12 protein-coding genes and 1 pseudogene are annotated in these 11,644 nt (G+C 68.3%); 9 read left to right on the forward strand and 4 right to left on the reverse strand.

What is annotated here, in order from left to right:
- The first annotated feature begins 327 nt into the window (after nucleotides 1-327).
- Both VGD93_RS03480 and VGD93_RS03485 read left to right on the forward strand, forming a co-directional pair.
- Nucleotides 328-744 carry an archease gene (locus tag VGD93_RS03480; RefSeq protein ID WP_169201006.1) on the forward strand — a complete coding sequence of 139 codons (417 nt, stop codon included), beginning with the start codon at nucleotides 328-330 and terminating at the stop codon, nucleotides 742-744.
- A 5-nt stretch (nucleotides 745-749) separates the two neighbouring features.
- Complete coding sequence (locus VGD93_RS03485) at nucleotides 750-2,180, forward strand: RtcB family protein (RefSeq protein ID WP_395009224.1); 1,431 nt, start codon at nucleotides 750-752, stop codon at nucleotides 2,178-2,180.
- Nucleotides 2,181-2,331: 151 nt separating this feature from the next.
- On the opposite strand, the gene VGD93_RS03490 is transcribed toward VGD93_RS03485, so the two are convergent.
- Together VGD93_RS03490 and VGD93_RS03495 are read right to left on the reverse strand one after the other, a co-directional pair.
- Nucleotides 2,332-2,790 carry a hypothetical protein gene (locus VGD93_RS03490; protein WP_395009226.1) on the reverse strand — a complete coding sequence of 153 codons (459 nt, stop codon included), beginning with the start codon at nucleotides 2,788-2,790 and terminating at the stop codon, nucleotides 2,332-2,334.
- Nucleotides 2,791-3,079: 289 nt separating this feature from the next.
- Nucleotides 3,080-3,625 (reverse strand): HPF/RaiA family ribosome-associated protein, encoded by a 546-nt coding sequence (locus tag VGD93_RS03495; RefSeq protein WP_395009228.1) that lies wholly within the window; start codon nucleotides 3,623-3,625, stop codon nucleotides 3,080-3,082.
- Nucleotides 3,626-3,667: 42 nt separating this feature from the next.
- Here VGD93_RS03495 and VGD93_RS03500 point away from each other — a divergent pair, with 42 nt between their 5' ends.
- Nucleotides 3,668-3,877, forward strand: coding sequence for a hypothetical protein (locus tag VGD93_RS03500; RefSeq protein WP_395009230.1), 210 nt, complete (start codon nucleotides 3,668-3,670; stop codon nucleotides 3,875-3,877).
- Nucleotides 3,878-4,104: 227 nt separating this feature from the next.
- Here the strand turns inward: VGD93_RS03500 and VGD93_RS03505 are convergent, their stop codons facing one another.
- Both VGD93_RS03505 and VGD93_RS03510 read right to left on the reverse strand, forming a co-directional pair.
- Complete coding sequence (locus tag VGD93_RS03505; protein WP_395009232.1) at nucleotides 4,105-4,446, reverse strand: hypothetical protein; 342 nt, start codon at nucleotides 4,444-4,446, stop codon at nucleotides 4,105-4,107.
- Nucleotides 4,447-4,477: 31 nt separating this feature from the next.
- Nucleotides 4,478-4,813: a hypothetical protein gene (locus tag VGD93_RS03510; RefSeq protein ID WP_395009234.1), complete on the reverse strand. Its 336-nt coding sequence runs from the start codon at nucleotides 4,811-4,813 to the stop codon at nucleotides 4,478-4,480.
- 202 nt (nucleotides 4,814-5,015) lie between these two features.
- On the opposite strand from VGD93_RS03510, the gene acsA reads away from it, so the two are divergent.
- The 6 genes and pseudogenes from acsA to VGD93_RS03540 all read left to right on the forward strand — a co-directional run.
- Complete coding sequence (gene acsA / locus VGD93_RS03515; protein WP_395009236.1) at nucleotides 5,016-6,776, forward strand: acetate--CoA ligase; 1,761 nt, start codon at nucleotides 5,016-5,018, stop codon at nucleotides 6,774-6,776.
- Nucleotides 6,773-7,747, forward strand: a complete 975-nt coding sequence (pdhA, locus tag VGD93_RS03520; RefSeq protein ID WP_395009238.1) for a pyruvate dehydrogenase (acetyl-transferring) E1 component subunit alpha — start codon at nucleotides 6,773-6,775, stop codon at nucleotides 7,745-7,747. The genes acsA and pdhA overlap by 4 nt, the downstream gene beginning before the upstream one ends.
- Nucleotides 7,744-8,733, forward strand: coding sequence for an alpha-ketoacid dehydrogenase subunit beta (locus VGD93_RS03525; protein WP_395009240.1), 990 nt, complete (start codon nucleotides 7,744-7,746; stop codon nucleotides 8,731-8,733). Before pdhA ends, VGD93_RS03525 begins: the two co-directional genes overlap by 4 nt.
- Complete coding sequence (locus VGD93_RS03530; RefSeq protein WP_395009242.1) at nucleotides 8,726-9,883, forward strand: dihydrolipoamide acetyltransferase family protein; 1,158 nt, start codon at nucleotides 8,726-8,728, stop codon at nucleotides 9,881-9,883. The genes VGD93_RS03525 and VGD93_RS03530 overlap by 8 nt, the downstream gene beginning before the upstream one ends.
- Nucleotides 9,880-10,128 (forward strand): acyl carrier protein, encoded by a 249-nt coding sequence (locus VGD93_RS03535; protein WP_395009244.1) that lies wholly within the window; start codon nucleotides 9,880-9,882, stop codon nucleotides 10,126-10,128. The genes VGD93_RS03530 and VGD93_RS03535 overlap by 4 nt, the downstream gene beginning before the upstream one ends.
- Before the next feature lie 406 nt (nucleotides 10,129-10,534).
- Nucleotides 10,535-11,644: pseudogene (locus tag VGD93_RS03540) on the forward strand (DNA mismatch repair protein MutS); the annotation flags it as partial.

Below are 11,644 nucleotides of genomic sequence, written 5' to 3' on the forward strand. Positions count from 1 at the left end.
GAAGGTGCGGAACACAGCCGAAACCTGCATCGCGGTGTCGATGTCCGGCGCCTCGAAGACGTCCACATAGTCGCAGGGCCCGAGCACTGCCCAGCAATGCAGCCAATGCGTCGACGGCCACGCCACGGGCTTGCCTAGCCGGACGGCATTCCCCTCGGCGCATCAAACGGCATCGGCATCGCAGCACCGCCCCGAGGCGTCGACTAGCATGAGAGGAGCGCCCAAGTTCCGGCTCGCCCGCTGCCGGTGACCGCTGCCGGTGACCGCTGCGGGTGATCTCGCCACTGCGGGTGATCGACCAGACCGTCCTCCGCGACAGGTGCCAGCATGAAAGCGGGATGGGAACATTTTCCTCATGATGCGGACGTGGGCGTCCGAGGAATGGGCGCCACCAAGGCGCAGGCCTTCGAGCAGGCGGCGATGGCGCTGACGGCGGTCGTCAGCGACCCGGGCGCAGTGCAGCCGCGCACGGCGGTCGCCATCCGCTGCCGGGCGCCCGATGACGAGCTGCTGTTGGCCGAATGGCTGAACGGCGTGATCTACCAGATGGCGGTGCGAAACATGCTGTTCAGCCGCTTCGAGGTCCGCCTGGACGACGGGCAGCTGCAGGGCGTTGCCTGGGGCGAGGGTGTGGACGTCGGGCGCCATCATCCCGCCGTGGAAATCAAGGGTGCCACCTACACCGCCCTGCGCGTCGCCCGTGAGGCGGATGGGTGGCTGGCCCAGACTGTACTGGACGTGTGAGAGCCATGGAACTCGACCTGTTTGCGCGGCGCTCCGATTATCAATGGGAAATCCCGCCCCACGGCGCGATGCGGGTGCCGGGCGTGATCTACGCCGACGAGACGCTGATCCGCGCGATGGACCACAAGGTGTACGAGCAAACGGTCAATGTCGCATGCCTGCCGGGGATCGTGCGTGCCGCCTATGTGATGCCCGATGCGCACTGGGGCTACGGCTTTCCGATCGGCGGGGTGGCTGCCTTCGACCCCGACGAAGGCGGCGTGGTGTCAGCCGGCGGGGTCGGATTCGACATCTCTTGCGGGGTGCGCTGCCTGCACACGGGGCTCACCCGCGACGACATCCTGCGGGTGCAAAAGCCGCTGGCCGACCGCCTGTTCCAGTGCATTCCCGCCGGGGTCGGCAGTTCCGGCGCGATCCGCCTCGACAGCCAGGAGATGGACGCCATGCTGGCCGGCGGAGCGAAATGGGCGGTCGAGCGCGGCTGGGGCGAGCCCGCCGACCTCGAACGCATCGAGGAAGGCGGCCGCATGAAGGGCGCACGCCCGGCGGCGGTGTCGCAGCAGGCCAAGAAGCGCCAGCGCGACGAGATGGGAACGCTGGGCAGCGGCAACCATTACCTGGAGATCCAGGAAGTTGTCGCCATCTACGACCGGCCCGCGGCGGCAGCCTTCGGCCTGATCGAGGGCGCGACGGTGATCATGATCCACTGCGGCTCGCGCGGACTGGGCCACCAGATCGGCACCGAGTTCCTCAAGCAGATGGCGATCACCGCCGCCGAGCACGGCATCGCGCTGCCCGACCGCGAGCTCGCCTGCGCGCCCATCCGTTCGCCGCTGGGTGAGACCTACCTGGGCGCGATGCGGGCGGGGATCAACTGCGCCTTGGCCAACCGCCAGATCCTCACCCAGTTGGTACGCCAGGTCTTCGCGGAACTGCTGCCGGCGGCGCGGCTGTCCCTGCTCTACGACGTCTCGCACAACACGTGCAAGGTGGAGACCCACCAGGTCGACGGCCGTATGCGCGAGCTCTACGTCCACCGCAAGGGGGCGACCCGCGCCTTCGGCCCCGGCCACCCCGACCTGCCGGAGACGCTGCGTGCGAGCGGCCAACCGGTCTTGATCGGCGGCTCGATGGGCACCGGTTCGTACATTCTGCGCGGCTGCGAAACCGCCGAAGCGCTCGCCTTCGCCTCGGCCTGCCATGGCGCGGGGCGCGCCATGAGTCGCCACCGCGCCCAGCACACTTGGCACGGCCGTCAGGTGATCGACGATCTCGCGGCGCGCGGCATTCTCATCCGCAGCCCAACGCAGCGCGGCGTGGCCGAGGAAGCCCCTGACGCCTACAAGGATGTCGGCGCTGTGGTCGACGCTGCCGAGGCGGCCGGCCTCGCGCGCAAGGTGGCCCGGGTCGCGCCGCTCATCTGCGTGAAGGGCTGAGACTGCGACGGTCCTGCCTTTGTCGCCCGCGACGCAGTCGCCATGGCAGTTCATGCGGCGAGCGAAGTCGGCCGAGGCAGTCGGGAACGAAGTCAAGTGGGCACGCCGTTACGCCCCCGGGAGCGAGCACCGGGCTCACCCGACGAGGCCCTCACTCGAAGCGCAAGAGGTTCTCCGCGGGCGTGTCCTCTCCGTAGCGGTCGATGAGCGCGTCGATCTCCGCGAGCAGCGTCTGGTCATCGTCGTCATCGATGACGCCCTTCCCCGCGAGCCGCGCAACCCACCCTTCCGCGACGGCCGCCCGCATGCCGCCGAGGGTGGGAACGACATCGGCCTCGCTCACGTCCAGCAGCGTTTCGATGAACTGCGACAGGTCCTCACTGGCCTTGACGCTCACGAAGTCGGCCGCCGGCGCATCGGCGCCGAACTCCTCGATCAGGGCTTCGATCTCGCTCGCCAGTGATTCATCGTCTCCGAACCGTCGCGGCTCCACGCCCTGTGCCCTGGCCACCCCGAGAATTCGCTGACGGACGAACCCTAGCGTCAGGGGCGTATCCATGTCCGGATGGTCGAGCAGCGGTGCGATGAAAGCCGAGAGCTCTTCGCTCACGCGGCTTTCGACTTCGTGTGGTAGAGGCATGGTGGCATTCCCTCGCGTTCGGTCACTTGGCGGCTCCGTTCACCGCAGATCGCTGCTGCCCGTTTCCAGGATAGACGGGAACTAGCAGAACCGCGTCGGCGCCCATGCGGTCCCTCACAGCGTCTGCACGAACGCGCGAACACCGCCCAGCAGCATCTCGACGGCGCCTCGCCACACCTCGACAACCGCCACCCGCGGGACGCTGAAACCGCAAGCAACCATTGTCGGCCGACGGCTCGCTCGACTGAAGCTAGCCATCTCAGTGGGACGAATGCGAATGCACGCGGACGCGATTGGCCTGCAGACCATCGCCCGCCGTCTCCTCCAGGAACACGACATCATCGCCCACCTCGAGGGCCTCGAAGTCCGGATGCACGACGTTGTAGCGGTGAAAATAGAGTTCGGTGCCGCCCATGTCTTCGATGAAGCCGTAGCCCTCATCGCCGAACAGGCGGACGATCCGGCCACGCGACTCCGGCTCGTGAGCCTTTACGTCGCCGCGCTGGCGGCGGGCGTAGTCCTCCAGCCGGCGGCGGGCGTGGTCGAACGCGTCGCGAATGGCGACGTAGACATCTTCCGCATTATCCCGATTGACCACGATCTCCGAGCCCGGGACGGTGAGATCGACGCGCACGTTGTGGAGCCTGCCGTGGTGCTTGTGCTTGCAGATCATCCCGACGGTGACGCGGCAGCTCATGATGCGCTCGTAGAACTGGTCGAGCTTGGCGACCTTGTCGCGGATGGCGGCCTCGATCGCGTCGGAGTGGGGCATGTCACGAAAGACGATGTGGGTCGGTATTTGCATGATGTTCCTCGCTTTCAATGCGCTTTTTGCGCGCCTCGCTTAATGGCCGGGGACGTCGGCGAAGGTCGTCTGTGGCCGCTCGGCGGTGCGGACCACGCTCTGCAGGAAGCGCCGCAGCTCGCCCCCGCTGCCCAATCCCCCGCCGACCAGGCGGCTCGCGCGCCAGAACGCCAGGAAGAAGAACGCCAGGAAGAAGAACGCCAGGAAGAAGAAGGCCAGGAAGAAGAAGGCCAGCAGCCATGCGGTGCTTGAAGTCGCTGTAGCTGATCTCCTCGATGCCGACGCCCGAGAGCACGACCCGCAGCAACATGAACGGCGCCAGCATCGCGACGAAATAGGCCAACGGCCGCCAGGGCGGGATCTCCGGGAAGGTGGGCTTTTCGGGCGCCGGCATGTGGGGACGGGAGAGAATTGGTCGTGGGTAATCACCGCCAGCCGGGAGGCCGAATCGTCACCCGCGCGCGCATCCGCGGCTGCGACTATGAGGGAGATACCGCGCCGCACTGCTCGCTCCGAACGCTGATGTCGATCACGGGGCTCGGACTGGTCACGCGCACCTCGAATTCCGCACCGCCGAGAAGGGCCGACAGCGACGCCAACTCCGAAAGACTGTCGATCCCGCAAACCCGCTGCAGCAACTCGCTGCCACCGGCGATGTCAAGCAACTCGGGGCTGCCCCGCCCACCCCTGCCGAGACCGCGCCACAACGCGTGGTGGTACTCCGGCGGAAGATGAATCTCGGCGCGCCCGTATTCACGCAGTGCGGCCTCCACCGATGCCAGCGAGGCGCTGCCTCTCCAGGTGACCTTGGTCTCGATCATGGCGCCCATCCAATGCCGGTCGGCGGATCGGTCAGGGGTGGTGCGGTCCGACGTCCCTGTTTCGCGGCGCGCTCGCGTGCTCCCAGGGATGCTGATCCACGCGATCGGCGAGCACGCAGCACTTGGCGCTCCCCTGGGCGCGGTCGAATGCGTTGCCCATGTTGAACGCCCGGAGGTTCTCGATCGTCTCCGGCCCGCCGGCGCTGGTGATTTCCACCTTCCAGCCAAATTCGGAGTTCTCCCGCCCATAGTGCTCGCGTCTCATCCACGCGCCGCACTCGTCCAGGCGCCACACGGACGGATCCTGATCGGCGGAAGCCCTGGCACGCTCCCATGCTTCCTGAACAAGCTTCTCGCTGAAGGCCATTTCGCTCACCCCTCCGCCTCGACTCGCGCCCCCCGCCGCGCACCTCGTTTCTTACCACTCTAGCAGGCTGTCGGACTACGCCACCCGCGGCGGGGTAGTCCGACAGCCTTTGTGACCGAGCTCAACACTTGACGGCGGAAATTCTGCTATAGATTTCAACATTGGCACCCGCAGCCGACGCCGATTTTCGAGGAGGAGGAGCATGCGGTGGCAAACCATCGAAAAGTCGCCCGGGGCCGACGCGCTCGCGCCCAATCTGGCCGACTACGAACGCACCCGAGCCGGCTTCTCCTGGGCCGAGGCCCGCGGCGAGCTCGATGGCCTGCCCGGCGGGCGGGGTCTCAACATCGCCCATGAGGCGGTCGACCACCATGCCGCGGGCACCCGTCGCGATCACCTCGCCCTGCGCTGGCTGGGGGCGAACGGCGAGGTGCGCGACTTCAGCTACGGACGCCTTGCCGAGCTCTCCAACCGTTTCGCCAACGTCCTCCAAGCGCTCAAGGTGGGCAAGGGCGAGGGGGTGTTCGCCCTCACCGGCCGCATCCCGGAGCTCTACGTCGCCGCCCTCGGCACGCTCAAGAACGGCTCGCTGTTCTGCCCGCTGTTCTCGGCCTTCGGCCCCGAACCGGTCCACGCCCGCATGAGCATCGGCGAGGCCCGCGTCCTGGTCACCACCCCGGCGCTGTATCGCTCCCGCGTGGCCGGGCTGCGCGAGCGGCTGCCGCGGCTGGAGCACGTGCTCCTCGTCGGCGGTGGCGCGGCGGCGCAGGACGTGCCGGGCACCCGCGATCTCGACTCCCTCATGGCCGGCGCGAGCGCCGAGTTCGTCATCCCGCCCACCGACCCCGAGGACTGGGCGCTGCTGCACTTCACCAGCGGCACCACCGGACGCCCCAAGGGCGCGATCCACGTCCACGCCGCCGTACTCGTCCACCATCTCACCGGCCGCTACGCCCTCGACCTGCACCCGGAGGACGTCTTCTGGTGCACCGCCGACCCCGGCTGGGTCACCGGCACCTCCTACGGCATCATCGCGCCGCTCACCAACGGCGTCACCAGCATCGTCGACGAGGAGGAGTTCGAGCCCGAACGCTGGTACGGCATCCTCCAGGACCAGAAGGTGACGGTGTGGTACACCGCCCCCACCGCCATCCGCATGCTGATGAAGTACGGTGACGAGCTCGCCCGGCATTACGACCTGTCCCGCCTGCGCTTTCTCGCCAGCGTCGGCGAGCCCTTGAACCCCGAGGCCGTGGTGTGGGGCGCGGAAGCCTTCGGCCGCCCCTTCCACGACAACTGGTGGCAAACCGAGACCGGCGGGATCATGATTTCGAACTACGCCGCGATGGCGGTCAAGCCCGGTTCCATGGGCAAGCCGCTGCCGGGCGTGGAGGCGGCCGTGGTTCGCCGGCGCGAGGACGGTGGCATCGACACCTTGGCGCCCGGCGAGCAAGGCGAGCTCGCCCTGCGCCCGGGCTGGCCTTCCATGTTCCGCGGCTATCTCCACGAGGAGGCGCGCTACGAGAAGTGCTTCGCCGGCGGCTGGTACCTCACCGGCGATCTCGCCCGCTGCGACGAGGACGGCTATTTCTGGTTCGTCGGCCGTGCCGACGACCTGATCAAGTCCTCGGGCCATCTGATCGGCCCGTTCGAGGTGGAGAGCGTCCTGATGGAGCACCCCGCGGTGGCCGAGGCGGGCGTGATCGGCAAACCCGACCCGATGGCCGGCGAGGTGGTCAAGGCCTTCGTCGCGCTGAAGCCCGGCATCGACCCCGACGAGGCGCTGCGCCGCGAGCTGCTCGGCTTCGCCCGCAAGCGCCTGGGTGCGGTGGCGCCGCGCGAGCTCGATTTCCAGCCCAGCCTGCCCAAGACCCGCAGCGGCAAGATCATGCGCCGCCTCCTCAAGGCGCGGGAGCTCGGACTGCCCGAGGGCGATCTATCCACGCTGGAGGCGGAAAAGTGAACCACCACCATGCTCTCGCGCTCCTGCAGGGGATGCTGCGCATCCGCCGCTTCGAAGAAAAGGCCACCGAGCTCTACACCGAGGAGAAGATCCGCGGCTTCATGCATCTCTACATCGGCGAGGAGGCCGTGGCGGTGGGCGCGATGCAGGCGATCGGCCCCGACGACGCCGTGGTGTCCACCTATCGCGAGCACGGTCACGCCCTGGCGCGCGGCATCCCGGCCGGAGCGATCATGGCCGAGATGTACGGCAAGCAGGAGGGCTGCAGCGGGGGCCGCGGCGGCTCCATGCATCTCTTCGACCGCGGCCGGCGCTTTTATGGCGGCAGCGCGATCGTCAGTGGCGGCCTGCCGCTGGCGGTGGGGCTCGCCCTGGCCGATAAGATGCAGGGGCGGCACCGCGTCACCGCGTGCTTCTTCGGCGAAGGCGCGGTGGCCGAGGGCGAGTTCCATGAATCGATCAACCTCGCCGCGCTGTGGCGTCTGCCGGTGCTTTTCCTGTGCGAGAACAATCTGTACGCGATGGGCACGGCGCTAGCGCGCTCCGAGTCGCAGACCGACATTCGCCTCAAGGCCGCCGCCTACAACGTGCCGGCGGAGTCGGTGGACGGCATGGACGTGGAGGCGGTCGAGGCCGCCAGCCAGCGGGCTGCGGGAGCGGTGCGCAACGGCGACGCCGGCCCCTACTTTCTGGAATTCCACACCTACCGTTTCGTCGCCCACTCGATGTTCGACGCCCAGCTCTATCGCGACAAGGCCGAGGTCGCGGAATGGAAGACGCGTGACCCGATCGCGACCTACATTCCGCGCCTGCAGGAAGAGGGGGTGCTCGACGACGCTACGCTCGCGCGCATGGAGGCCGAAATCGCCGCCGAAGTGGCTGAGGCTGTGGCCTTTGCCGAGGCGGGCAGCTGGGAGCCGCCGGCCACGCTGACCCGCCACGTCTACAGCAGCGAGGGCCCGGCGCCATGACCGCGACCATTCGAACCACCTATCGCGAGGCCGTGCGCGAGGCGATCCGCGAGGCGCTCAGGCGCGACGACCGGGTGTTCCTGATGGGCGAGGACGTCGGCCGCTACGGTGGCTGCTTCGCCGTGAGCAAGGGCCTGCTGCAGGAGTTCGGGCCCGAGCGCATCCGCGACACCCCGCTGTCCGAATCCGCCTTCGTCGGTGCGGGCATCGGGGCGGCGCTGGGCGGGATGCGGCCGATCGTCGAGATCATGACGGTGAACTTCTCCCTGCTCGCCCTCGATCAGATCGTGAACAACGCCGCCACCCTGCTCCACATGTCCGGCGGCCAGTTCTCCGTGCCGCTGGTGATCCGCATGGCCACCGGCGGCGGCCGCCAGCTCGCCGCCCAGCACTCGCACAGCCTCGAAGGCTGGTACGCCCACATCCCCGGTATCAAGGTGCTCACGCCGGCCACCCTGGAGGATGCTCGTGGCATGCTATGGACCGCCCTCGAAGACCCCGACCCGGTGCTGATCTTCGAGAACACCGCTTTGTACAACACGGAAGGCGAGCTCGCCGCCGACGCCGGCGCGGTGGACATCGACCGCGCCCGAATACGCCGGGCCGGCCGCGACGTGAGCCTCTTCGCCTACGGCGGCGGGCTGCGCAAAGCCCTTGCCGCCGCCGACCAGCTCGCGGCCGAAAGCGTCGAGGCCGAGGTGGTGGACCTCAGGTGCCTCCGCCCCCTGGACGGCGCGGCGATTCTCGCCTCGGTCGCGCATACTCGGCGGGCCGTGATCGTGGACGAGGGCTGGAGGAGCGGTGGCATCTCGGCCGAAATCAGCGCACGCATCATGGAGGGCGCCTTCTACGAGCTGGATGCGCCGGTGGCGCGGGTGTGCGGGGCCGAAGTGCCGATGCCCTACCCCCGCCATCTCGAGCAGGCCGCCCTGCCCCAGGTCGAAACCATTGTGCAGGCAGTGCGGGAGATGCTGGGCCATGGCTGAGTTCCGCATGCCTTCGCTCGGCTCCGACATGGAAGCCGGCACTCTGATCGAATGGCGGATCAAGCCCGGCGACAGCGTGCGCCGGGGTGACGTCGTGGCGGTGGTGGAAACCCGGAAGGGCGCCATCGAGGTGGAGATCTTCACCACCGGGGTGGTGGAGGAGATCCTGGTCCCGGTTGGCGAGCAGGTGCCGGTCGGCACGCCGCTGGCAACCATCCGCGCCGAAGGCGAGGAGCAACCCCCTCCCTCCGTCGAGGCTACAGGCCGCGCGACGGTGTCGGCGCCCCCGACTTCGCCGGCCGCGACGACGGCACGGGCCGCCGCGGGCGCCACGCGACTCCGGGTCTCCCCGGCGGCGCGCAAGCGCGCGGCCGAGCTGGGCGTGGACCTCGGGCGGCTCGCCGGCAGCGGCGCAGCCGGCGCGATCACCCTCGACGACGTCGAAAAGGCCGCCGTCGCGCGCCCGCCGACGCGCCCTGCCTATCGCGCAGCCGGCATGCGCCAGGCCATCGCCGCCGCCATGGCGCGGTCCAAGCGCGAGATCCCTCACTACTATCTCGGCACCTTCATCGACATGCGTCGCGCCCTCGATTGGCTGCGCAGCGAGAACGAGCGGCGCCCCGTCCCCGTGCGATTGCTGCCGGGCGCCCTGCTGTTCAAGGCGATGGCGCTGGCCTTGCGACAGGCGCCGGAGCTCAACGGGTTCTGGGTGGACGGCGAGTTCAAGCCCGGCGCCGGCATCCATCCGGGCTCCGCCATCGTCCTGCGTGGCGGCGGCCTGGTCGCGCCTGCGGTTCATGACGCCGACAGCAAGTCGCTCGATGAAGTCATGGCAGCGCTGCGCGATCTGGTCCAGCGGGCTCGCGCCGGCGCCCTGCGCAGTTCCGAGATGAGCGACGCGACCATCACCGTGACCAGTCTTGGTGAACAAGGCGTGGAGACGGTGTTCGGCGTGATCTACCCGCCACAGGTGGCGCTGGTCGGTCTGGGGCGGATCGTGGAGCGGCCGTGGGTGGTGGACGGTCAGGTGGTGGCGCGGCCGCTGATGCAGGCCACGCTGTCAGCCGACCACTGGGTCAGCGACGGCCACCGCGGCGCGCAGTTCCTGGCGCTTTTGGATCGCCTGTTGCAGGAGCCGGAACGACTATGAACGAGGTACAGATCAGAGACATCGTCCTCGATGCCCTCAGCGCGGTCACACCCGACGCCGACACCTCCGGCCTCGCACCCGACAAGAGCTTCCGCGATCAGCTCGATTATTTCGACTCGATGGACTTCTTCAATTTCGTCGTCGGCCTGCACAAGGCGTTCGGCATCGACATCCCCGAGGCCGACTATCCACGGCTCTCGACCCTGGACGCTTGCACGCGCTATTTCAAGACGAAGCTGGGATAGTCGCCATCCATGGAGCGCGACCCTGTCGAAATGCGTGGGGCAACGCACATCAACCATGGACATCGCCTTCTACGGCGCCACACGGGAGGTCACGGACGACCTCACCTACAACCGGCAGGACCTCTGAGCCACCACGTCGAACAAGCAGCTCAACTTCGTCCAGCACATCCGCACCATGCTCAAGGTAACATGCTGCCCCGGTTCACGCTTGCCGAGACAGACCGTGTCGCAGGTCGGGAAGCGGTTTGTTTGACGGCCCGCCAGGGTGACTCCCACTCCGCGGCGGCGGCCATCGTTCCCGCAAAGCTTCGCCGAACCGGCAAGTATCAACGGACGTTGTCGGACTTCGCCGCTACGCGCACCCCGCACATGGCATATTAAAATATCAAGATATTTTCGCGAATTGATGGAAAAATCACCTAATAATCAATCGCCTGAAGCATCCAACTTCAGTCCAATGATGCAGCAGTATCTCCGCATCAAGGCGCAGCATCCGGACACGCTGCTGTTCTACCGCATGGGGGACTTCTACGAGCTGTTCTTCGATGACGCGGAGAAGGCCGCGCGGCTGCTCGACATCACGCTGACGACGCGCGGGCAGTCGGCCGGCACGCCGATCCGGATGGCCGGTGTGCCGTTCCACGCGGTCGAGCAGTACCTCGCGCGGCTCGTGAAGCTCGGCGAATCGGTCGTGATCGCCGAGCAGGTCGGCGAACCGGGAGCGACGAAGGGGCCGATGGAGCGCGCGGTGAGCCGCATCGTCACGCCCGGCACGCTGACCGACGCCGCGCTGCTCGACGACCGCGCCGACTCGCTGCTGCTCGCGGCGAACCTGCACCGCGGCGTGCTCGGCCTGGCGTGGCTGAACCTCGCCAATGGCGACCTGCGGGTGATGGAATGCCCGGCCGAGCAGTTGCAGGCGCAGTTCGAACGGCTGCGCCCGGCCGAGGTGCTGGTGCCCGACGGGCTGGCGCTGCCGCTGTTCGAATCGCTGTCGCCGGTGCTGCGCCGGCTCGCCGACTGGCAGTTCGACGCCGGCAACGGCGAGCGCCTGCTGACCGGGCACTTCGGCACGCGCGACCTGGCCGGCTTCGGCGCCGAAGGCCTGCCGGTCGCGCTCGCGGCCGCGGCGGCACTATTCGAGTACGCGCGCAGCACGCAGCGCCAGAGCCTCGAGCACGTCACCGGACTGCGGGTCGAGCGCGAAGCCGAATACCTGCGACTCGATGCGGCGACGCGGCGCAACCTGGAACTGACCGAGACCTTGCGCGGCGAGGCGGCGCCGACGCTGTTGTCGCTGCTCGACTCGTGCATCACCAGCATGGGCTCGCGCTGGCTGCGGCATGCGCTGCATCATCCGCTGCGCGACCGCGCAATCGCCGCTCAGCGCCACAGCGCCGTCGGCGAACTCACCGGATCGGATCCCGGCGCCCCGGCGGACACCGGTGATGCACGGATGCTCGGCGACGTCCGCGCCGCGCTGCGCGGAGTTGCCGACGTCGATCGCATCACCGCG

It is taken from the genome of Devosia sp., from assembly GCF_036406155.1.
GTDB lineage: Bacteria > Pseudomonadota > Alphaproteobacteria > Rhizobiales > Devosiaceae > Devosia_A.

Coding starts and splice junctions, on each gene's coding strand:
- VGD93_RS03510 (WP_395009234.1), bottom strand. CDS start 4,813: ATGGCCTTCAGCGAGAAGCTTGTTCAGGAAGCATGGGAGCGTGCCAGG.
- VGD93_RS03495 (WP_395009228.1), bottom strand. CDS start 3,625: ATGCAAATACCGACCCACATCGTCTTTCGTGACATGCCCCACTCCGAC.
- VGD93_RS03505 (WP_395009232.1), bottom strand. CDS start 4,446: ATGATCGAGACCAAGGTCACCTGGAGAGGCAGCGCCTCGCTGGCATCG.
- VGD93_RS03525 (WP_395009240.1), top strand. CDS start 7,744: ATGACCGCGACCATTCGAACCACCTATCGCGAGGCCGTGCGCGAGGCG.
- VGD93_RS03485 (WP_395009224.1), top strand. CDS start 750: ATGGAACTCGACCTGTTTGCGCGGCGCTCCGATTATCAATGGGAAATC.
- VGD93_RS03530 (WP_395009242.1), top strand. CDS start 8,726: ATGGCTGAGTTCCGCATGCCTTCGCTCGGCTCCGACATGGAAGCCGGC.
- VGD93_RS03480 (WP_169201006.1), top strand. CDS start 328: ATGAAAGCGGGATGGGAACATTTTCCTCATGATGCGGACGTGGGCGTC.
- acsA (WP_395009236.1), top strand. CDS start 5,016: ATGCGGTGGCAAACCATCGAAAAGTCGCCCGGGGCCGACGCGCTCGCG.
- VGD93_RS03535 (WP_395009244.1), top strand. CDS start 9,880: ATGAACGAGGTACAGATCAGAGACATCGTCCTCGATGCCCTCAGCGCG.
- VGD93_RS03500 (WP_395009230.1), top strand. CDS start 3,668: ATGGCCGGGGACGTCGGCGAAGGTCGTCTGTGGCCGCTCGGCGGTGCG.